Annotated in this window: 18 protein-coding genes; 12 read left to right on the plus strand and 6 right to left on the minus strand. The window is 72.2% G+C overall.

The features are described 5' to 3' along the window. Nucleotides 1-99: 99 nt before the first annotated feature. On the minus strand, nucleotides 100-381 hold the full coding sequence (locus KBY19_RS07080; protein ID WP_099884819.1) for an HPr family phosphocarrier protein: 282 nt from the start codon (nucleotides 379-381) through the stop codon (nucleotides 100-102). A gap of 169 nt (nucleotides 382-550) precedes the next feature. Here KBY19_RS07080 and KBY19_RS07085 point away from each other — a divergent pair, with 169 nt between their 5' ends. The 4 genes from KBY19_RS07085 (at nucleotide 551) to KBY19_RS07100 (ending at nucleotide 6,065) form a co-directional block, all read left to right on the plus strand. Continuing rightward, a complete protein-coding gene (locus tag KBY19_RS07085; protein ID WP_210965410.1) occupies nucleotides 551-3,325 on the plus strand; it encodes a bifunctional GNAT family N-acetyltransferase/acetate--CoA ligase family protein in 2,775 nt (924 codons plus the stop codon). A gap of 72 nt (nucleotides 3,326-3,397) precedes the next feature. Then, nucleotides 3,398-4,000: a DUF5998 family protein gene (locus KBY19_RS07090; protein ID WP_099884820.1), complete on the plus strand. Its 603-nt coding sequence runs from the start codon at nucleotides 3,398-3,400 to the stop codon at nucleotides 3,998-4,000. A 47-nt stretch (nucleotides 4,001-4,047) separates the two neighbouring features. Further along, nucleotides 4,048-5,256 carry an alkaline phosphatase family protein gene (locus tag KBY19_RS07095; RefSeq protein WP_210965443.1) on the plus strand — a complete coding sequence of 403 codons (1,209 nt, stop codon included), beginning with the start codon at nucleotides 4,048-4,050 and terminating at the stop codon, nucleotides 5,254-5,256. 92 nt (nucleotides 5,257-5,348) lie between these two features. After that, nucleotides 5,349-6,065, plus strand: coding sequence for a thymidine kinase (locus KBY19_RS07100; protein ID WP_099884822.1), 717 nt, complete (start codon nucleotides 5,349-5,351; stop codon nucleotides 6,063-6,065). Here the strand turns inward: KBY19_RS07100 and KBY19_RS07105 are convergent. After that, nucleotides 6,031-6,825: a VOC family protein gene (locus KBY19_RS07105; RefSeq protein ID WP_210955797.1), complete on the minus strand. Its 795-nt coding sequence runs from the start codon at nucleotides 6,823-6,825 to the stop codon at nucleotides 6,031-6,033. The two genes, KBY19_RS07100 and KBY19_RS07105, sit on opposite strands and share 35 nt — an antisense overlap. A 226-nt stretch (nucleotides 6,826-7,051) precedes the next feature. Between KBY19_RS07105 and KBY19_RS07110 the strand changes: the two genes are divergently transcribed. Beyond that, nucleotides 7,052-7,948: a sulfurtransferase gene (locus tag KBY19_RS07110; protein WP_185018300.1), complete on the plus strand. Its 897-nt coding sequence runs from the start codon at nucleotides 7,052-7,054 to the stop codon at nucleotides 7,946-7,948. A 69-nt stretch (nucleotides 7,949-8,017) separates the two neighbouring features. Here KBY19_RS07110 and sepH read toward each other — a convergent pair whose 3' ends face one another. After that, nucleotides 8,018-9,127, minus strand: coding sequence for a septation protein SepH (sepH, locus tag KBY19_RS07115; protein ID WP_210965411.1), 1,110 nt, complete (start codon nucleotides 9,125-9,127; stop codon nucleotides 8,018-8,020). A gap of 460 nt (nucleotides 9,128-9,587) precedes the next feature. Between sepH and KBY19_RS07120 the strand changes: the two genes are divergently transcribed. Continuing rightward, on the plus strand, nucleotides 9,588-10,925 hold the full coding sequence (locus KBY19_RS07120) for a hypothetical protein (protein WP_210965412.1): 1,338 nt from the start codon (nucleotides 9,588-9,590) through the stop codon (nucleotides 10,923-10,925). Nucleotides 10,926-11,030: 105 nt separating this feature from the next. Here the strand turns inward: KBY19_RS07120 and KBY19_RS07125 are convergent, their stop codons facing one another. Beyond that, nucleotides 11,031-12,377, minus strand: a complete 1,347-nt coding sequence (locus KBY19_RS07125) for a D-arabinono-1,4-lactone oxidase (RefSeq protein ID WP_210955795.1) — start codon at nucleotides 12,375-12,377, stop codon at nucleotides 11,031-11,033. A gap of 205 nt (nucleotides 12,378-12,582) precedes the next feature. On the opposite strand from KBY19_RS07125, the gene KBY19_RS07130 reads away from it, so the two are divergent. Both KBY19_RS07130 and KBY19_RS07135 read left to right on the plus strand, forming a co-directional pair. Then, complete coding sequence (locus KBY19_RS07130; RefSeq protein WP_210965413.1) at nucleotides 12,583-13,743, plus strand: ferrochelatase; 1,161 nt, start codon at nucleotides 12,583-12,585, stop codon at nucleotides 13,741-13,743. Between the two features lie 139 nt (nucleotides 13,744-13,882). Then, the gene (locus KBY19_RS07135) at nucleotides 13,883-14,716 is read left to right on the plus strand and encodes an inositol monophosphatase family protein (protein ID WP_099884828.1); all 834 of its coding nucleotides are present in this window, start codon (nucleotides 13,883-13,885) and stop codon (nucleotides 14,714-14,716) included. Between the two features lie 102 nt (nucleotides 14,717-14,818). Here KBY19_RS07135 and KBY19_RS07140 read toward each other — a convergent pair whose 3' ends face one another. Further along, on the minus strand, nucleotides 14,819-14,980 hold the full coding sequence (locus KBY19_RS07140) for a hypothetical protein (protein ID WP_019359798.1): 162 nt from the start codon (nucleotides 14,978-14,980) through the stop codon (nucleotides 14,819-14,821). Between the two features lie 335 nt (nucleotides 14,981-15,315). On the opposite strand from KBY19_RS07140, the gene KBY19_RS07145 reads away from it, so the two are divergent. From KBY19_RS07145 to KBY19_RS07160, 4 genes are all read left to right on the plus strand, one after another. Next, nucleotides 15,316-15,969 carry a response regulator transcription factor gene (locus KBY19_RS07145; RefSeq protein ID WP_099884829.1) on the plus strand — a complete coding sequence of 218 codons (654 nt, stop codon included), beginning with the start codon at nucleotides 15,316-15,318 and terminating at the stop codon, nucleotides 15,967-15,969. A gap of 5 nt (nucleotides 15,970-15,974) precedes the next feature. Further along, complete coding sequence (locus tag KBY19_RS07150) at nucleotides 15,975-17,264, plus strand: cell wall metabolism sensor histidine kinase WalK (RefSeq protein ID WP_245226179.1); 1,290 nt, start codon at nucleotides 15,975-15,977, stop codon at nucleotides 17,262-17,264. Nucleotides 17,265-17,744: 480 nt separating this feature from the next. Continuing rightward, the gene (locus tag KBY19_RS07155) at nucleotides 17,745-18,044 is read left to right on the plus strand and encodes a DUF4193 domain-containing protein (protein ID WP_016470291.1); all 300 of its coding nucleotides are present in this window, start codon (nucleotides 17,745-17,747) and stop codon (nucleotides 18,042-18,044) included. A gap of 17 nt (nucleotides 18,045-18,061) precedes the next feature. Beyond that, a complete protein-coding gene (locus tag KBY19_RS07160; RefSeq protein WP_210965414.1) occupies nucleotides 18,062-18,856 on the plus strand; it encodes a hypothetical protein in 795 nt (264 codons plus the stop codon). Here KBY19_RS07160 and KBY19_RS07165 read toward each other — a convergent pair. Beyond that, nucleotides 18,853-19,320, minus strand: coding sequence for a DUF3093 domain-containing protein (locus tag KBY19_RS07165; protein ID WP_099884831.1), 468 nt, complete (start codon nucleotides 19,318-19,320; stop codon nucleotides 18,853-18,855). The genes KBY19_RS07160 and KBY19_RS07165 overlap by 4 nt on opposite strands. Nucleotides 19,321-19,333 lie beyond the last annotated feature (13 nt).

Consider the following 19,333-nt stretch of genomic DNA (forward strand, 5'->3'; position numbering starts at 1 on the left):
AGCAGGCCTACACGCAGGCGCTGCGGGCCGAGCAGGCCAAGGCCGAGGCCGACGCCAAGGCGGAGGCCGCCAAGGCGAAGGCCGAAGCCGCAGCGTTCGTCAGACGGTCTCCGGGAGCTCCTCCAGCCCTTCCGAGACCAGCTTCGCCAGCCGGTCGAGGGCCTCCTCGGCGCCGTCCGCCTCGGAGGCGAGGACGATCTCCTCGCCGCCCTCCGCACCCAGGCCGAGCACGCCGAGCATGGAAGCCGCGTTGACGGCGTTGCCCTCACCCTTGCGGACGGTGACCGGGACCCCGGCAGCCGAGGCGGCACGGACGAAGATGGAGGCGGGGCGGGCGTGCAGCCCCTCGGCCCAGCCGACGGTGACGCGGCGCTCAACCATGGTGTTGCCCTTCGATCGCTAAGCTTGTCTAGACCAGTTTTGCACGATTGCCGAGGTGCCCCACGAGCCGGCGGGTGCTGGCCAGGAAGCGGCGGCGCTCATGCCAGCGACGATACGACGCATCCCGGACCCGGCAGCACGCGCCCTGCCTCCGCCGTACGCTGGCCCCATGCCGAGCCCCGAGGAGCGCGCCTATCCGGCCCACTGGGAAGCCGACATCGTGCTGCGCGACGGAGGTACGGCCCGGGTCAGGCCGATCACTCCCGAGGACGCCGAGCGGCTGGTCAGCTTCTACGAGCAGGTGTCCGACGAGTCGAAGTACTACCGCTTCTTCGCGCCCTACCCCCGGCTGTCCGACCGCGACGTGCGCCGCTTCACCCACCATGACTACGTCGACCGGGTCGGTCTCGCGGCGACCATCGGCGGAGAGTTCATCGCGACCGTCCGCTACGACCGCATCGACCACCTCGGCCGCCCCGCCGGCGCGCCCGCCGACGAGGCCGAGGTCGCCTTCCTGGTCCGTGACGACCAGCAGGGCAGGGGAGTGGCCTCCGCGCTCCTCGAACACATCGGTGCCGTGGCAAGGGAGCGCGGCATCCGGCGCTTCGCCGCCGAGGTGCTGCCGGCCAACACCAAGATGATCAAGGTGTTCACGGATGCCGGATACTCCCAGAAGCGCAGCTTCGAGGACGGCTCGGTCCACCTCACCCTCGACCTGGAACCCACCGAACGCTCCCTGGCCGTCATGCGGGCCCGCGAGCAGCGCGCCGAGGCCCGCTCCGTCGCCCGCCTGCTGGCTCCCGGCTCCGTCGCCGTCGTCGGCGTCAGCCGCACACCCGGCGGCACGGGCCGCGCCGTGCTGGGCAGCCTGCGCACCGGCGGCTTCGCCGGGCGGCTGCACGCCGTCAACGCGGCGCTGGACCCGGCGGCCTCCCCGACCCTGGCCGGAGTGCCCGGCCACCGCTCGGTGCGGGAGATTCCCGAGCACGTCGACCTGGCCGTCCTCGCCGTCCCCGCCGACCAACTGCGTACCGTCGTCGGCGACTGCGGCGAGGCGGCCGTGCAGGGGCTGGTCGTCCTCTCCGAGGGGGTCGGCCGGGGCGAGCAGCGCGAGCTGGTCCGGCTCGCCCGCTCCTACGGCATGCGGCTGATCGGCCCCGGAGCCCTCGGTCTGATCAACACGGGCGAGGACGTACGACTGAACGCGACTCCCTCGCTGCGGATGCCCGCGCGCGGCAGGATCGGCGTCTTCACCCAGTCCGGCGCCATCGGCATCGCGCTGCTCGACGGGCTCGACCGGCGCGGCGTCGGCCCCTCCTCCTTCGTCTCGGCGGGCAACCGCGCCGATGTCTCCGGCAACGACCTCCTCCAGCACTGGGACGAGGACACGGCCACCGATGTCGTACTGATGTACCTGGAGTCCATCGGCAACCCGCGCAAGTTCACCCGGCTCGCCCGGCGTACCGCGGCCCGCAAGCCGGTCGTCGTCGTCAAGGGGGCCAGGCAGCGCGGCAGCGCACCCCCACCGGGCCACGCCGCCCCGGCAGCCCGCACCCCGGACGCCACCGTCTACGCGCTGTTGCGCCAGGCGGGCGTCCTGATGGTCGACACCTTCACCGAACTGCTGGACACCGGGGTGCTCCTCGCCGAGCAACCGCCACCGGCAGGTCCGCATGTCGGCATCCTCGGCAACACCGACGCGATGAGCCTGCTGACCTATGACGCCTGCCTCACCGACGGGCTGCGCCCCCGCCCCGTCGTGGCGCTGCCCAGCTCGGCGCAGCCCGGCGACTTCGGCCGGGCACTGCGTGCGGCGCTCGATGACGCGGCCACCGACGCCGTGCTGGTCACGGTCATCCCCACCGTCCCCACCGAGCCCTCGGGCGGCACCGTCCCCACCGAGTCCGCGGACCGCGCCGGTGCGGCCGGTCCGGGGAGTCCGCCCGACCACCACATCGAAGCGCTCGCCGACGCCCTGCGGGAAGCCGTCGAGGACGTCGCCGCCACCGAGGGCGCCCGGCGCAAACCGGTGGCGGTCGTCCACCTGGCGATGGAGGGGCTGCAAAAGGCGCTGGCCAGGCGGGGCCTGCCCTCCTACCCGACGCCCGAGCGCGCTTCCCGCGCCCTCGCCGAGGCCGTGCGCTACTCCCGGTGGCGGGCGGAGGCCGGCGAGCCGGGCAAGGTGCCCGACCTCGACGTCGACGAGCCCGCCGCCGCCCGGCTGCTGGCCGATGTGACCCCGGCCGCGCCCGGGCGCGGCCGGGCCCTCAGCGACGGGGAGGCCGCCGGCCTGCTGCACAGCTACGGCATCGCCGTCCAGCCCGTGCTCCCCGCGCCGGACGCCGACGCCGCTGTCGCGGCGGCCCGCACCCTGGGCTTCCCCGTCGCGCTCAAGACCACGGCCCCCCATCTGCGGCACCGCGCGGACCTGGGCGGGGTGCGGCTGGACATCGCGGGCGAGGCGGGGCTGCGCCGTGCCTACGGGGAGCTGACCGCAGCGCTCGGCGCGCCCGAGGAGCTGCGCCCGGTCGTGCAGGCGATGGCGCCGCGCGGTGTGGGCACCGTCATCCGGGGCACGCTCGATCCGGCCATCGGCGCCGTCCTCTCCTTCGGTCTGGCGGGCCCGCCCTCCGAGCTGCTGGGGGATACGGCACACCGGCTGGTGCCCGTCACCGACAAGGAGGCCGCAGGGCTGGTCCGCGCCATCCGCTCGGCACCGCTGCTGTTCGGCTGGCGGGGGGCCGAGCCCTCGGACACCGCTACGCTGGAGGAGGTGCTGCTGCGGGTCTCGCTGCTGATGGACGATCATCCGCAGGTGGTCGCCGTGGAGCTCGATCCGGTCGTGGTGGCCCCCCGGGGCGTGACCGTGTTGGGCGCCGCCGTCCGCGTCGCCGACCCCGGGAACCGCCCCGACCTGGGAGCCCGCAGGCTCCCGGCCTACTGAGCGTGCGACAGCGGACGTACAGGGGGGAGCGGGCCGGGGCTGCGTCGCCCTAAGGCCCTTAGGATGGCAGTTATGGCGAAGACCGGTACGACGACGCAGGGGCTGCGTGAGGCGATCGAGCGCAGCGGCTACTACCCGGCCCTCGTAGCCGAGGCTGTCGAGGCAGCGGTGGGTGGGGAGCCAGTGGCCTCGTACCTCGTGCATCAGGAGACGACATTCGACTCCAACGAGGTCCGTCGCCACGTCACGGTCCTTGTACTCACCCGCACCCGCTTCCTCGTCAGCCACACCGATGAGCAAGCGGCGGACGGCACCTCGCCCTCCCCTTACGCCACCACCTCCACCGAGTCCGTGAAGCTGGAGCGGATCTCCTCCGTCGTGCTCTCCCGGGTGGTGGCCAACCCCGAGTCCTACACCCCGGGCACCCTGCCCCGCGAGGTCGTCCTCACCATCGGCTGGGGCGCCGTCTCCCGTCTCGACATGGAGCCCGCCACCTGCGGCGACCCCAACTGCGAGGCCGACCACGGCTACACCGGCTCGGCCACCGCCGACGACCTCTCGCTGCGGGTCAGCGAGGCGGGCGACGGCCCGGACACCGTCCGTCAGACCCTGGCATTCGCCCAGGCCCTGTCCGAGGCCACCGCCGGCGCCACCCGGGTCGGACCCCCGCAGTGACCTCTGAGAACATCCAGCAACCGCTCAGGACAGCGTCGACCGCCCCCATGGCGGCGGCGACGGCCCGTCCGGCACCGCACGGCGGCGTCCCGCCGGACGCCCCGCTCGACCCTGGCACCGCACCCGTTCCGCGCTACGGCTCCGGATCGCTGGCCGATCTGCTGCCCTCCGTCGCCGCCGGGCTCGGCGTCCCCGGCATGACGGCTGGGCTTCGGCTCCCGCCCGCCGACCGGGTCTGCGTCTTCCTGGTGGACGGCATGGGCTGGGAAGCGCTCAAGGCGCACCCCGCCGAGGCGCCGTTCCTCACCTCGCTGCTGCCCAGCTCTGTCGCGGGCACGGGCGAACCGATCACCTCCGGCTTCCCCTCCACCACGGCCACCTCGCTGGCCTCCGTCGGCACCGGTCGCGTCCCCGGCGAGCACGGACTGCCCGGGTACACCGCGCTGGACCCGGCCACCGGACGGCTGATGAACCAGCTCCGCTGGCAGCCGTGGACCGAGCCGCACGTGTGGCAGCCCTACCCCACCGTCTTCCAGCAGGCCGAGGCCGCCGGGGTGGCCGCCTGCCAGGTGACGGCACCGCACTTCGAGCACACTCCGCTCACCAAGATCGCACTGTCCGGCGGCACCTTCCTCGGCCGGCTCTCGGCCGAGGACCGGATGGATCTGGCGGCCGAACGCCTGGCCGCCTCAGACCGCGCGCTCGTCTACACGTACTACGCGGAACTGGACGGCAACGGCCACCGCTACGGCATGGACTCCGAGGCCTGGCGCGGCCAGCTGATGTACGTCGACCGGCTCGCCCAGCGGCTGGCCGAGCAGCTGCCGCCGCGCTCCGCGCTCTACATCACCGCCGACCACGGCATGGTCGACATCCCCGAAGCCCCCGAGGCCCGGATCGACTTCGACGAGGACTGGGAGCTGAGCGCGGGCGTCGCCCAGCTCGGCGGAGAGGGCCGGATGCGGCATGTCTACGCCGTCCCCGGCGCGGCGGGCGATGTGCATGCCGTCTGGCGCGAGGTGCTGGCCGAGCAGGCGTGGGTGGCCACCCGCGAAGAGGCCATCGACCTGGGCTGGTTCGGACCGGGCGTCGAGCCGCGGGTTCGCGGCAGGCTCGGCGATGTGATCGCCGCGATGCGCGACGACATCGCCGTCGTGGCGACCCGGCGCGAGCCCAAGGAGTCCGAGCTGATCGGGATGCACGGCTCGGCGACCGCGGCCGAACAGCTCGTCCCGCTGCTGGAGGTGCGGACCTGACGCACCGGTCCGCCCGGCGCCTGTGCGCCCCCTCCCGCGCCCGTACGCCTGCCCCCGCCCGAGGAACCGCACCGAGAAAGGCCGAACCACCCATGCCAGAGCTGGTGTTCTTCTCCGGAACGATGGACTGCGGAAAGAGCACGCTGGCGCTCCAGATCGAGCACAACCGCTCGGCGCGCGGCCTCCAGGGCATGATCTTCACCCGGGACGACCGCGCGGGTACCGGCAAGCTCTCCTCCCGGCTCGGCCTGGTCGCCGAGGCCGTCGAGGTGGCCGAGGATCTCAACTTCCAGCAGCACCTGGTCCGCCATCTGACCGCGGGCGGGCGCACCGACTACGTGATCGTGGACGAGGCGCAGTTCCTGGCCCCCGAGCAGGTGGAGCAGCTCGCCCGTGTCGTCGACGACCTGGGCATCGACGTCTACGCGTTCGGCATCGCCACCGACTTCCGCACCCGGCTCTTCCCCGGCTCCCAGCGGTTGATGGAGCTGGCCGACCGGCTGGAGACCCTTCAGGTGGAGGCGCTGTGCTGGTGCGGGGCGCGCGCCACCCACAACGCGCGGACCGTCGGCGGCCGGATGGTGGTCGAGGGTGCGCAGGTGGTGGTGGGGGACGTGGGCGAACCCAGCGGCGAGTTCGGCTACGAAGTGCTGTGCAGGCGCCACCACCGCCGCCGGCTCACGGCGGCCTCGGCGGGCGCGGGAGCGCTCTCACCCGACGTGCTCCCGGTGGACGAACCCACCGCGGCGCCGAAGGTGCCGCCGGGACGCGGACTCAGCGATCCGCTGCGACGGGCCGGATCACACTGAAGTGCGCGCCCTCGAGGTCCGCGATCGTCGCCAGACGCCCGTACGGAGAGTCGTCCGGGCCGCGCACCACATGGCCGCCCAGCTCCACGGCGCGGCGCGCCATCCTGTCCGGGTCCTCCACCGCGAAGTACGTACGCCAGTGCGGGCCCCTGTCGCGCGGCAGGGTGTCCCCGACCCCGTGGATACCGGCCACCGGCGCACCGTCCGTGCACAGCGTCAGATAGTCGAACCCGGGTGCCTCGATGCTCTCGACCTCGTAACCGAACACGGCCTGATAGAACTTGACCACCGGACCCGTCTCCCGGGTGACCAGCTCGAACCAGACCGGCGCCCCCAACGTCCCCCGCGGCGCCGTCCCCAGGCCCGACGGGTGCACGTCCTGCCACAGCCCGAAGGGGGCACCGTGCGGGTCGGCGACGATGGCCATCCGCCCCGCCGACTCCGCGTCCAGCGGACCCACCGCGACCGTGCCGCCGTACGAACGGACCGCGGACGCCGTCTCGTCGGCGTCGGCGGTCGCCAGATACGGCAGCCACGCGATCGGCAGCTGTCGGCCGGCCGCCTTCTTCCCCAGCCCCGCGACCTCGTGCCCGCCCGCGACCGCCCGCACATACGGGCCCAGCTGCTGGGGCCCGGCACGGAACTCCCAGCCGAACAGGCCCTGGTAGAACTCCTTGCCGACATCCAGCCCGTGCACCATCAAGCTCGCCCATGCGGGCGCGCCAGGCGTGTGCCGTAGCCGAGTCGCTGCCTCGGTCATCTGCTTCGCTCCTTGACCATCATCGATGCGGTCGTGCGGGTGGAAGTGCCCCGGCGTCCTTGTCGGGGCTCCGTGACTGCTCGCCAGTGCAGATGCTGTCACCACCTGTCGTGCCGCGCTCCCCGGCCGCGCCGCTTTTTTCCGCTTCCGGGCGAGAATCCCCGATCCGTGTGCTGTCGCCGGACCCCGGCTTTCGCGGACGGAAGGCTGCGCGAAGATGGGCGCCATGACAGCCATCATCTCCGTAGCGGAGCTCGCGAGCGACCTCGCAGCCTCAGCCGCGCCCGTGCTGCTCGACGTGCGCTACCGGCCCGGTGACCCTCCGGGCCTGCCCGAGTACCAGAAGGGGCACCTGCCCGGCGCCGTCTACATCGACCTGGAGAGCGAGCTCGCGGCCCCTCCCGCGGTCGCGGGCCAGGAGGTGCCCCCGGGGTCCGGAGGCGGCCGCCACCCGCTGCCCCCGCTGGACGTGTTCGGTGCCGCCATGCGCCGTGCGGGCGTCACCGCCGACCGGCCTGTGGTGGTCTACGACGCCGGTGGCCTCGGCGGCGGCTGGGCGGCGGCCCGCTGCTGGTGGCTGCTGCGCTGGGCGGGCCACCCCGATGTGCGGGTCCTGGACGGCGGCCTGGATGCCTGGGGCAGCTACCGCGCCCCCGAGAGCGGGGGACCGCTGCCGGTCAGCACCGAGACCCCGGCCCCGGCACCCGGCGACTTCGTTCCGGCCCCGGGCGGCATGCCCACCCTCGACGCCGACGAGGCCGCGGCGCTGGCCCGGCGCGGGGTGCTGCTGGACGCGCGCGCCGCGGAGCGCTACCGCGGCGAGGTCGAGCCGATCGACCCCGTCGCCGGCCATATCCCGGGTGCCGTCTCGGCTCCCACCACGGAGAACCTCACCGACGCGGGTACGTTCCGCTCCCCGAAGGCCCTCGCGGAGCGGTTCGAGGCGCTGGGCGCGGGGCCCGACACCGAGGTCGGCGTCTACTGCGGCTCCGGCGTCTCGGCCGCCCAGGAGGTGCTGGCGCTGCACCTCGCGGGTATCGACGCGGCCCTCTATGTGGGCTCCTGGAGCGAGTGGACGTCCGACGGCCGGCGCCCGGTGGCCACCGGTCCCGAACGGGGCTGAGGCCGTCGCGCCCCCTTGCGCTCCCCGGACCGTCGGCCGAAGGAGTGCGAGGGGGCGCACCCTTTACGGCTACTCCTTCTTGCGGCGGGTACCGAAGACGATCTCGTCCCAGCTGGGTACGGCGGCCCGACGGCCCGGGCGGACCCCGTCCGCCTCGGCCTGGCGGTCGGTGTTGCCCTTGAGGCGGTCCCGGTGGGCGCCCACCGAGCGCGGCATCAGCACGTCCGCGTAGGCGGAGCCGGCGCTCGCGGCGGGAGCGGGCGGCTCCACGGCCTCCTGCTCCTCCTCGTGCTCCCGCTCGTCCTCGGCGGTCTCCGCAGCCTCGGCTGCGGCGACCTCGCCGTCCTCGTCGCCGGGCACGGTGGGCTTCGACTCGGGTACGACCAGGTCGCCCCGGAAGCTGGGCACCGCCTCCAGCAGGCTGGTCAGCGAGTCCGGGGTACCGCCGCCGTCCTCCGCGCCGGACAGCGGCTGGTCGTCCTCGTCACCGGGTGCGGGCGACAGTCCGGCGGGCTCCAGCTCGTGGCGGCCGGAGCGCTCGCGGTCCGTGTGCTCCCGGGGCAGCCGGGCGATCCGGGGTACGAACGGGAAGCTGGGCTCCGGGGTGTCGTCGGTCTCGCCGATGAGCGCCCTGGCCTCGTCGTCCACCGCCTGCACCAGTCGGCGCGGCGGGTCGTAGGTCCAGGTCGCCGAGTGGGGCTGGGCGGCGACGCGGTAGGCGAGCAGGACCTCCCAGGTGCCGTCATCGCGCCGCCAGGAGTCCCAGTGGACCGAGTCCTTGTCGGCGCCGCGCAGCAGCAGCCGTTCGGCGACGGCCTCGCCGAGCTGCGGCCCGACGTTCTCACCGGGGCGGCGCACGGGAGTCTTGCGGGCGCGCTCGGCCATGAAAGCGCGCTCGGCGAGCACGGGGCCCTCGAAGCGGCGTACCCGGTCGACGGGGATGCCCGCGAGGGACGCGACCTCCTCAGCGGAGGCACCGGCTCGTATACGGGCCTGGATGTCCCGAGGCCGCAGGTGGCTCTCCACCTCGATCTCGATCTGACCCAGCCGCGCCCGGTCGTTCCGGACGGCGGCGCGCAGCCGCTCATCGATCGGAAGCGTGTACTCCGTGCTGTCGGCAGCTTTGAGCACCAGTCGTGTGCCGTCGTTGCTGACGGCCACGACACGCAGTTCGGGCATGGGGACCTCCCGGGTGGTGCCTGCCGACGTCACGTGCGTCGCTGCTCCCGCTAGACGAGTGTGGCCTGCCCGGGTGCAGCCTGCCACAACCTTGCCGACTTCCTCGGGGTCCGAGGCTGTGTCCAGATCGTTGTTCGAATCGTATGGAACTGCCCAGAACCGCCGCTATGGCACGGTTACCTCCTCACAACGCACAGTGACCGAGGTGGTCACCGTGTGCAGCCAGCGCCGGGTCAGAACCGAGACCAGGGCTCGTCACACTACTCCATTAGGGCCACCCGGGTGGACCGCCGCGCCACCGAAGTTGCTCCGGAGTAAGGGAGTTGACGCCCCAAGAGTCCATTTGGCCTGGATACGGGGGTGGGAAGCGTCACAGAACCACCCGAAATGGAACCTTCGCCTTCGCTCGAAAGTCCCCTATTCGTGCACAGTGGTTGGAGTGTGCGATCAAGGGCGGTAGATGGACAAGAGCGACAAGGAATCCATATCCAGTGCTGACACCGACAAACAGGGAGAGAGCAAGCGTGCCAAAAAGCTCGATCTGAGCGTGGCCCAGGTACTGGGCAGCGCGGTCGCAGCGGTGGTAGCCGCGTTCGCCGCGGGGCAACTCGGGGTCTACGGCACCTTCCTGGGTGCCGGTGTCATGAGCCTCGTCGCCACCAGCGGCGGTCCGATCTTCCAGCACTTCTTCAGCAGGACCGGTGAGCAGCTCAAGGAAGTCACCGTGCCGCCCAAGGCGCGGCAGGCCCCGGTGCGGGACCCTGCCGCCGGCTGGAAGGACGACGAGGGCCACCACACCAGCCAGGCCGTCCACAACGCGGACGCGCTGCACGACCCCCGGGCCGCTGCCACGCAACTGCTCCCCACCACCTCGTGGGGCCGGGGGCCGGGCAGCGGCACGGCAGGCGACTCCGGGGGCACCACGAAGGCGGCGGGCGCGGTCGGTGGCGCTACAACCGGTGGTGCTGCGGCAGGTGGCGCTGCAGTCGGTGACGACGAGGCCCGTGCGCTGAGCCGCGACGACATCACCAGGGCGCTGCGGCCCGACGCCGCGACCCGGGCACCCGGGGGCACCGATGCCACCCAGGCGCTGCGCAGCGAGGACGCGACACGAATGCTCCGCCGTGACGACGCGACACGGGCGCTCCGCCGTGACGAAGCGACCCAGGTGCTGGGGACCGTCAAGCGGCCCGCCGGCCCGGTGGGCGCCGAGGAACTGCCGGGCCACGGCGAGTTCACCGGGGCCACCACCCATGGCACCAAGTGGCGGGGGTGGCGGCGCACGCTGCTGCCCGCCGTCGTGGTGTTCGTGATCGCGATCGGCGGTGTCACGCTGTACGAGGCGATCTCCGGGCACAGCGTCTCCGGGGGGAAGGGCACGTCCATCAGCGATGTCTTCCGGCCGAGCCACGGCTCGTCGACCGGGGACTCCCCTGACGCGCCTCCCGCGAGCACGGACCCGGACGGAACGGGGAACGGTGAGAGCCCGACCCCCGACCCGCAGGAGTCCGGGCACTCCACCGATCCGAGTGACAACAGCAGCGGTGAGGAGGGGCGGACCGGTACGGGCGAGACGGGCGAGGAGACGAGCCCCACCCCCGACCCGTCCCGCTCCCAGTCGGACGGAACGGAAGGTTCCGGAAACTCCGACAGCGGTGACAGCAGCACCGACGACTCCAGCGGCGAGGGCAGCCGGCAGGACGGGGGCGGCGCAGCCGGCTCCGGGGAGACCGGTGGCGCGGGCAGCGGTGCTCAGCTCCCGCAGGGCCAGCAGCCCGGAGCCTCCTCGCAGGGGTAGCCCCCGGCGGGGCAGCTCACCGCCTGCTGCGTACGACAGGGCCGTGCCGCGCATCCGAACGGGCGCACGGCACGGCCCTGACTGCCGCTTTGTCCGCTGCCCGGGTCAGTCGCCCAGCACCCGCCGCAGATAGTCGTTGCCGAAGACCCGGTTCGGGTCCAGGCGGTCGCGCAGCGCCGTGAACTCCGCGAACCGCGGATACACCCCCGCGAGGTACTCCGCGTCCCTGCTGTGCAGCTTCCCCCAGTGCGGACGCCCGGCGTGCGCGGTCATGATCCGCTCCACGGCGCTGAAATACCCCTCATGGGGCGTGCCCCGGTACATGTGCACCGCCACGTAAGCCGTCTCACGCCCGCTCGCCGTCGACAGCGGTATGTCGTCCGCGGGCGCCGTGCGCACCTCGACGGGGAAGCTCACCCGGAAGTGGGACCTCTCCATCAGCGCCTTCAGTTCCCGCAGCGCCTCGACCAGCGCCGTGCGCGGTAGCGCGTACTCCATCTCCACGAAGCGCACCCTGCGCGGGCTGGTGAAGACCTTGTAAGGGATGTCGGTGTAGGCGCGTGCCGACAGGGCGCGGCTGGAGACACGGGCGACGCCGGGCACGGTGGCGGGCACGGCCTTGCCCAGCGCGCAGGCCGCCTGGAAGACGCCGTTGGACAGCAGTTCGTCGTCGACCCAGCCCCGCACCCGGGGGAGCGGGGCCGCGGGACCCGCGCTGCGGTTGTTGCGCTTGGTGTTGCAGCTGTTGGTGTGCGGAAACCAATAGAACTCGAAATGTTCGTTCTCGACCACCAGTTGATCGAACTCTTCGGTGACCCGGTCGAACGGCATCGGCTCCTCGCGAGCCGTCAGCAGGAACTCCGGCTCCACCCCGAAGGTGAGCTCGGTGACGACGCCCAGCGCCCCGAGCCCCACCCGGGCGGCGGCGAAGACGGCCTGCTCCTCCTCGGTTCCCTCCGCCGAGCAGCGCAGCACGGAGCCGTCGGCGAGCACCAGTTCCAGGCCCTTGAGCTGCGCGGCCACCGAGGCCGAGTCGCGGCCCGTGCCGTGTGTGCCGGTGCTGACGGCGCCGGAGACGGTCTGCTCCATGATGTCGCCCATGTTCGTCAGCGACAGACCCCGCGCCGCCAGCGCGGCGTTCAGGTCCTTCAGCGGTGTGCCCGCGGCGACGGTGACCGTGCCCGCGGCCCGGTCCACGGCACGTATTCCGGTCAGCCGTTCGGGCCGTATCAGCACCCCGTCCGTGAGGGCGGCGGCGGTGAACGAGTGACCGGTGCCAGCGGCCTTCACCCGCAGCCCGTCCGCTGCCGCCCGGCGCACCACCTCGGCGAGGGCCTGCGTGGTGGAGGGCGAGCTCGTCCGCTGCGGCGCGGCCGTCACATTGCCCGCCCAGTTGCGCCACGTCGCCGCCCGACTGTCCTTCGCCGCCCGTATGCCCGACCGCACGCTCATCTGTGACCGTCCCCTCTCGCCGCGGCGCCGGCCGAGAGCTCGGCCGGCGGTGGCCGAGGAACGCACCACGACCGCCGGCGCCCCCGCTCCAGCGGGCCCCCACCAGTTGGAGAGGGATCATACTCACGGGTCCCGACGGCGACCCGGCCGTGTTGACGCCGAGGGCGGCCACTTCTCCCGCGGGCCGGATGGCAGGATCGGAGACATGTCCGATGCGCTGCCCACCGAACCCTCCGGCCTCGAGCCGGACTCCTCCCCGGCCCCCTACGACGCGCTCCTGCTGCTCTCCTTCGGGGGCCCCGAGGGGATGGACGACGTCGTCCCGTTCCTGCAGAACGTCACCCGGGGACGAGGCATCCCCACGGAACGTCTGGAGGAGGTGGGTCAGCACTACTACCTCTTCGGCGGGGTCAGCCCCATCAACGAGCAGAACCGGGCGCTGCTGACGGCGCTCCGGGAGGACTTCGCCGCACACGGCCTCGACCTGCCCGTCTACTGGGGGAACCGCAACTGGACGCCCTACCTCACCGACACCCTGCGGGAGCTGGTCCGCGACGGACGCCAGCGGGTTCTCGTGCTGGCCACGAGCGCGTACGCGTCCTACTCGGGCTGCCGCCAGTACCGCGAGAACCTCGCCGAGTCGCTGGCGGTACTGCGGGAGGAGGGGCTGCCGGTGCCGCGGGTGGACAAGCTGCGGCACTACTTCAACCACCCCGGCTTCATCGAGCCCGTCGTCGACGGGGTACTCGCCTGCCTGGACGACCTGGCCGCCGAGGTACGTGCCGGTGCCCATCTCGTCTTCACCACCCACTCCATCCCCACCGCCGCAGCCGACATCTCCGGCCCCGTCGAGGCGCACGGCGACGGCGGTGCGTATGTGGCACAGCACCGCGATGTCGCCGCGCTGATCAGCGACGCGGTCCGGGAACGCACCGGTACGCAGCACCCCTGGAGCCTCGTCTACCAGTCGCGCAGCGGCCCGCCCTCGGTGCCCTGGCTGGAGCCGGACATCTGCGACCACCTGGAGGAGCTGCACGGCAAGAGCGTGCCCGGCGTGGTGATGGTGCCGATCGGCTTCGTCTCGGACCACATGGAGGTCCGCTACGACCTGGACACCGAGGCCATGGCCAAGGCCTCCGAACTGAACCTGCCCGCACGCCGCTCGCCCACGGTTGGTGCCGACCCGCGGTTCGCCGCGGCCGTACGGGAACTGGTGCTGGAGAGAGCCGCCGCCGAGCGGGGCGCGGCGCCGGCCCGGTGCGCGCTGGGCGCACTGGGCGCGAGCCACGACGTGTGCCCGGTCGGCTGCTGTCCGGCGCGGACACCGAAGCCGGCGGCGGCCGGCGCCGACGCACCGGCTCTGTGAGGCCGAGCGCGCTCGTCGGCCGCCCCGCGCCTGTCCACCCGTCCGTCCATTCACTCATGCGGGTGACCGGCCGTCGTGCCCTGCGGGCCTCCGACCGTCCGGCCGCCTGCGACATACGTACGACTGGAGCAGCGACAAAGTGACTGACACCCCGCAGTCCGCACCCGAGCGCGCCGACGACGCGCTCAAGGCCGAACTGCTCGCCCTCGCACAGGAGGCCGCTGTCCGCGCGGGCACCCTGCTGCGGGACGGCCGCCCCGCCGACCTGGGCGTCGCCGCGACCAAGACCAGCCCCATCGACGTGGTCACCGAGATGGATCTGGCCTCCGAGAAGCTGATCACCGGCTATCTGGCCGAGCACCGGCCGCACGACGGCTTCCTCGGCGAAGAAGGCGCCTCCAGCGACGGCACCTCCGGTGTCCGCTGGGTGATCGACCCGGTCGACGGCACCGTCAACTACCTGTACGGACGTCCCGACTGGGCCGTCTCCATCGCCGCCGAGTACCACGGCGAGCGCGTCGTGGGCGTCGTGGCGGCCCCCGTACGCGGGGAGACCTGGCACGCGGTCGTCGGACAGGGCGCCTTTCTGGACGGCCGCCGGCTGAGGTGCCGCCCGTCGCCGCCGCTCGACCAGGCACTGATCGGCACCGGGTTCGGCTACATCACCGAGCGGCGGGTGGCGCAGGCCGCCGTCGCACAGGAACTGATCCCGCGAGTACGTGACATCCGCCGTGGCGGTTCGGCCGCCATCGACCTGTGCGATGTCGCCACCGGACGGCTCGACGGTTTCTACGAGCGCGGCCTCAACCCCTGGGACCTGGCCGCGGGGGAGCTCATCGCCCGTGAGGCCGGTGCGCTCACGGGGGGACGCCCCGGCCGGCCCGCGGACGGCGAGCTGACCCTGTGCGCCTCCCCGGGCGTCTTCGAGGCGCTGCAGCCGCTGCTGGAGCGGCTCGGCGCCTGGCACGACTAGGACGACCGGGGGACGAAACGACTGGGGGCGCGACGACTGGGGACGAAAAAAGGTGCGGCCCCCGTTCGGGGGCCGCACCATCGGTGTCGGATCAGCGCGCCGTCAGGCGACCTGTACGCCGTGTTCGGCAGCGAGGCGGCGGAGGTCTTCCAGTTCCGACTGCTCGACGTCCACGAGGAAGTCGTCGCCCGATTCACGTGCGCGGTGCAGGTCGGACTCGGTGGTCCGTATACGCTGCAGGATGCCTGCGGTGAATGCGTCCATGGTGTGCCCCCTCGTCGCGGGTCGGTGGCACGGGGTGTGCCGAGGGTTTGTGGTGCTTCCCCGATCACGGCGTGGTCCCCGGGGCTGCTTCAGCGGTGCATCGTGGCACGCTGCGCACAGGGCGTGATCGCGGGTGGTTCTCAGGTCCTCCCCAACGGGAACCTCAGAGAAACCTCAAACGCCCTGAAAAAGTGCCAGGGTCCCGTGCCGTAGTCGGTGCCCACCCTCTCACCTCGGCTCTTACCGTCGATTTACCGGGGTCCGAGGCACGATGGACGGCACGATCCCCCGGTATGTCCGGGGATCCCCATTCGTATCCGAGGAAGGACAGCGCTGTGCGCGTACTCGTCGTCGAGGACGAGCAACTGCTCGCCGATGCCGTGGCGACGGGCCTCCGCAGGGAGGCCATGGCCGTCGATGTGGTCTACGACGGCGCGGCGGCGCAGGAGCGCATCGACATCAACGACTACGACGTCGTCGTGCTCGACCGCGATCTGCCGATCGTCCACGGTGACGACGTCTGCCGCCGGATCGTCGAGCTCGGGCTGCCCACCCGGGTGCTGATGCTCACAGCCTCAGGGGACGTCAGCGACCGGGTGGAGGGCCTGGAGCTGGGCGCCGACGACTACCTGCCCAAGCCCTTCGCCTTCTCGGAGCTGACGGCCCGGGTGCGCGCGCTGGGACGGCGTACGACCACGGCCCTGCCGCCCGTGCTGGAGCGGGCCGGAATCCGGCTGGACCCGGGCCGCCGCGAGGTCTTCCGGGACGGCCGGGAGATCCAGCTGGCCCCCAAGGAGTTCGCCGTCCTGGAGGTGCTGATGCGCGGGGAGGGGACCGTGGTCTCCGCCGAGCAGCTGCTGGAGAAGGCGTGGGACGAGAACACCGACCCGTTCACCAACGTGGTGCGGGTGACGGTGATGACGCTGCGCCGCAAGCTCGGTGAGCCGCCGGTGATCGTGACCGTGCCCGGCGCGGGGTACCGGATCTGACGCCGATGGCCTCCTCCACCTCCCCCACCGGGGCCGGCCCCGGTGCGAACGGCGCCGGCGACGGCGCGCGCGACGGTCACGTGCCCCCCAAGCCGAGCTGGGACCCCCGCGAGACGCCCCGCTCCTCACCCTGGCTGCGGCCCACCATCCGGATAAGGCTCACGCTGCTGTACGGCGGCATGTTCCTGATCGCTGGCATGCTGCTGCTGACGATCATCTACCTGCTGGCAGCACAGGCCTTGGACGACGCCAGCCAGTTGCCGTTCCGCATCCTCAACGGCAACGCCCAGCCCACCTCGGACCGCTGCCCCGGGCTGACCGGGACGCTGCCCAGCGATGTGTTCATGCAGCGCCTGTCGGCCTGTGCGGAGGCCCAGCGCAGGATGGCGCTGGACGGGCTGCTGCGCCGCTCGCTGCTGGCGCTGCTGGGACTGGCGGTGGCGGCGTTCGCCTTCGGCTATGTGATGGCGGGCCGGGTGCTCTCGCCGCTCGGCCGCATCACCCGCACTGCGCGCCAGGTGGCCGGTTCGGATCTGCACAAGCGGATCGAGCTGGAGGGCCCGGACGACGAGCTCAAGGAGCTGTCCGACACCTTCGACGACATGCTGGACCGCCTGGAGCGCGCCTTCACCGCACAGCAGCGGTTCGTGGGCAACGCCTCGCACGAGCTGCGCACCCCGCTGGCGATCAACCGCACCCTGCTGGAGGTGCAGCTGGCCGATCCGGACGCTTCGCCCGAGCTGCAACAGCTGGCCAAGACGCTGCTGGCCACCAATGAGCGCAGTGAGCAGCTGGTGGAGGGTCTGCTGCTGCTGGCGCGGAGCGAGAACGAGCTGGTGGACCGCAAGCCCGTGGACCTGGCGGAGGTGGCCTCGCAGGCCGTCGAGCAGGCGCGCGGCGAGGCCGACAACAAGGGAGTCGCGTTGCGCGGAGTACGTCAGCCCACATATGTGCAGGGCAATGGGGTACTCCTGGAGCGCGTCGCCCTGAATCTGGTGCAGAATGCCGTGCGCTACAACGTGCGGGAGGGCGGATGGGTCTCGGTGAGTACCGAGGCCCAGCCAGGGCAGGCGGTGCTGGTCGTCGAGAACACCGGGCCCGTCGTACCGGCCTACGAGGTGGACAACCTCTTCGAGCCGTTCCGGCGTCTTCGCACGGAGCGGACGGGCAGTGACAAGGGTGTCGGGCTCGGGTTGTCGATCGTGCGCTCGGTGGCGCGGGCGCACGGCGGTGCGGTCTCGGCCGTACCGCGCGAGGACGGCGGCCTGGTGATGCGGGTGACGCTGCCGCTGTGAGAGAAGGCGGAAGTCGGGAGAGGCCGCGGAGGCCGGAGAGTTCCGCGGCAAGGGCGAGAGGCGTGGAGGTGACGAAAAGTGACCGGAAATAGCTATACGTAACCGGAGCGCCGTTCGCTATATGCGGAATTTACGGCCTTCTCGCCGCTTACGACCGGACTGTGATCGATCACACACGCGAATTTTCAGTTGGGCGCACAGTGTGGTCGCCAGGCGGGAAGAAATCCCGGAAAATCCAGGTTTCCGCAGGTGGAGATCGTGGGCAGTACCCGGGATGGCGTGTGCGGAGCGCTACCGGGGACCGTTTATGGTCCTCCTCGACAACCGACATGATCACCTCTTCAGGGGTGCCGTTGGGTGTCGATTGAGTAACAGACCTTGATGTGAGGCAAAATCTCCGCCTCGGGCCGGGCACAAGTCCGGCCTCTCACGCGTTACGTGCGCTGGAGACACCACAGACACCCAGAGGGGGAGAGCGACATGGCTACGGATTACGACACTCCACGCAAGACCGACGACGACGTCAATGAAGACAGCATCGAGGAGCTGAAGGCCCGGCGGAACGACAAGTCCGCGTCCAATGTCGACGTGGACGAGTTCGAGCAGGCCGAAGGCCTCGAACTGCCCGGCGCCGACCTCTCCAACGAAGAGCTGTCCGTGCGGGTGCTGCCCCGCCAGGCGGACGAGTTCACCTGCATGAGCTGCTTCCTGGTGCACCACCGCTCGCAGCTCGCCGCGGAGAAGAACGGTCAGCCGATCTGCCGCGACTGCGCGGCCTGAGAGCGGACCGACTGCTCGTGGCGGTCGAAGGCGCACGTGACGACGAGCGGGGCCCTCATGACCGGTCGGCCTCGCTCGTGCCGTACGAGGGCGGCCTGGTGCCGCACGAAGGCGGCACAGCGCCGTCCACGCTGCCCGGGAGCGACCAGTACGGCTCCGGGAGCGACCGGCGTGGCAAGGGCGTGTGGCGCGCACGGGGGCGCCGCGCCCAGACCTTCCTGCGCACTGTCGCCGAGCGCATCATCGAGACCGCGCCGCGTGTGCCGGTGCGGGATCTGGAGACCCTTCGCACCCAGTTCCCAGGGCTGGGCACCGAGGAGCTGGCGGACAAGTTGGTCGCCGGAGCCACCAGAGGCTCCGCGACCGTGGGCGCCGGCGTCGGCGCCGCGGCCATGCTGCCGGTGCCGCCCGCCATGCCGGCCGAGTTGGCCGCCGAGATCGTCGGTGTCGCCGGCGTCGAGCTCAAGCTGATCGCCGAGCTGCACGAGGTCTACGGCCGCCGCGCGCCCGGCAACGCCCGCGAGCGGGCCACCGCCTATCTGGAGGCCTGGGCCTCCGAGCGGGGCATAGAGCTCACCCGGCCCGTCACCCTCAGTACGGCGATGGGTGGGGAGCTCCGCAACCGGCTCCGGCAGCAGATCATGAAGCGCACACTGCGCAATCTGCCGAACCTCACCCCGTTCCTGATCGGCGCCGCCATCGGCGCCTTCGCCAACCACCGGGACACCGCGCGGCTCGCCGAGCGCGTCCGCGCCGACCTGCGCGGCACCGCCCAAGGACAGGACAAGGGGCGGGGCGGCAAGGACGGCTAGGACGGGGTCGACTCCCGGGCCGCGTGCAGCGCCGCCGCCAGCTGCTGAGGGTGCCGGGTGGAGACGTACACGTACGGCGTCGGATCCTCCGGGTCGGTGACCTCGACCCGCACCGCTGTCGGGATGTAGCCGCGCAGCACCATGTGCGCGCGGGTGTCCGCCTTGTACGTGCGCCAGGCGCGCGCCGCCTCGGCGTCGAGCGGCTCCGCCTCGCCCAGCGCCGTCACCGGGATCCGGGCGTCACCCGCCACCAGCGAACCGGCCACCACGCGCACCCGGACGCTGCCGTAGGTGCTCACGCACACGGCCGCCACCGCCGCGCCGCCCACCAGACCGCACAGCAGCGGCAGCGGACCGAAGGGGAACAGCACCAGCGCGCAGGCCACCCCGATACCGGCGGCGATCAGCCACCATGAGCGGGGCGCAGTAAGGCGTTCGTCGTAGGGCGGGACCGCGGGAACCATGTGTCCAGCTTGG

The organism is Streptomyces sp. B15 (assembly GCF_018070605.1).
Lineage (GTDB): Bacteria > Actinomycetota > Actinomycetes > Streptomycetales > Streptomycetaceae > Streptomyces > Streptomyces smyrnaeus.

Excerpts from the sequence above, each read along its gene's own strand:
- KBY19_RS07125 (WP_210955795.1), bottom strand. The coding sequence starts at position 12,377 with ATGAGCGTGCGGTCGGGCATACGGGCGGCGAAGGACAGTCGGGCGGCG.
- KBY19_RS07165 (WP_099884831.1), bottom strand. The coding sequence starts at position 19,320 with ATGGTTCCCGCGGTCCCGCCCTACGACGAACGCCTTACTGCGCCCCGC.
- KBY19_RS07090 (WP_099884820.1), top strand. The coding sequence starts at position 3,398 with ATGGCGAAGACCGGTACGACGACGCAGGGGCTGCGTGAGGCGATCGAG.
- KBY19_RS07130 (WP_210965413.1), top strand. The coding sequence starts at position 12,583 with ATGTCCGATGCGCTGCCCACCGAACCCTCCGGCCTCGAGCCGGACTCC.
- KBY19_RS07105 (WP_210955797.1), bottom strand. The coding sequence starts at position 6,825 with ATGACCGAGGCAGCGACTCGGCTACGGCACACGCCTGGCGCGCCCGCA.
- sepH (WP_210965411.1), bottom strand. The coding sequence starts at position 9,127 with ATGCCCGAACTGCGTGTCGTGGCCGTCAGCAACGACGGCACACGACTG.
- KBY19_RS07080 (WP_099884819.1), bottom strand. The coding sequence starts at position 381 with ATGGTTGAGCGCCGCGTCACCGTCGGCTGGGCCGAGGGGCTGCACGCC.
- KBY19_RS07155 (WP_016470291.1), top strand. The coding sequence starts at position 17,745 with ATGGCTACGGATTACGACACTCCACGCAAGACCGACGACGACGTCAAT.
- KBY19_RS07110 (WP_185018300.1), top strand. The coding sequence starts at position 7,052 with ATGACAGCCATCATCTCCGTAGCGGAGCTCGCGAGCGACCTCGCAGCC.
- KBY19_RS07100 (WP_099884822.1), top strand. The coding sequence starts at position 5,349 with ATGCCAGAGCTGGTGTTCTTCTCCGGAACGATGGACTGCGGAAAGAGC.
- KBY19_RS07150 (WP_245226179.1), top strand. The coding sequence starts at position 15,975 with ATGGCCTCCTCCACCTCCCCCACCGGGGCCGGCCCCGGTGCGAACGGC.
- KBY19_RS07085 (WP_210965410.1), top strand. The coding sequence starts at position 551 with ATGCCGAGCCCCGAGGAGCGCGCCTATCCGGCCCACTGGGAAGCCGAC.
- KBY19_RS07140 (WP_019359798.1), bottom strand. The coding sequence starts at position 14,980 with ATGGACGCATTCACCGCAGGCATCCTGCAGCGTATACGGACCACCGAG.
- KBY19_RS07095 (WP_210965443.1), top strand. The coding sequence starts at position 4,048 with ATGGCGGCGGCGACGGCCCGTCCGGCACCGCACGGCGGCGTCCCGCCG.
- KBY19_RS07120 (WP_210965412.1), top strand. The coding sequence starts at position 9,588 with ATGGACAAGAGCGACAAGGAATCCATATCCAGTGCTGACACCGACAAA.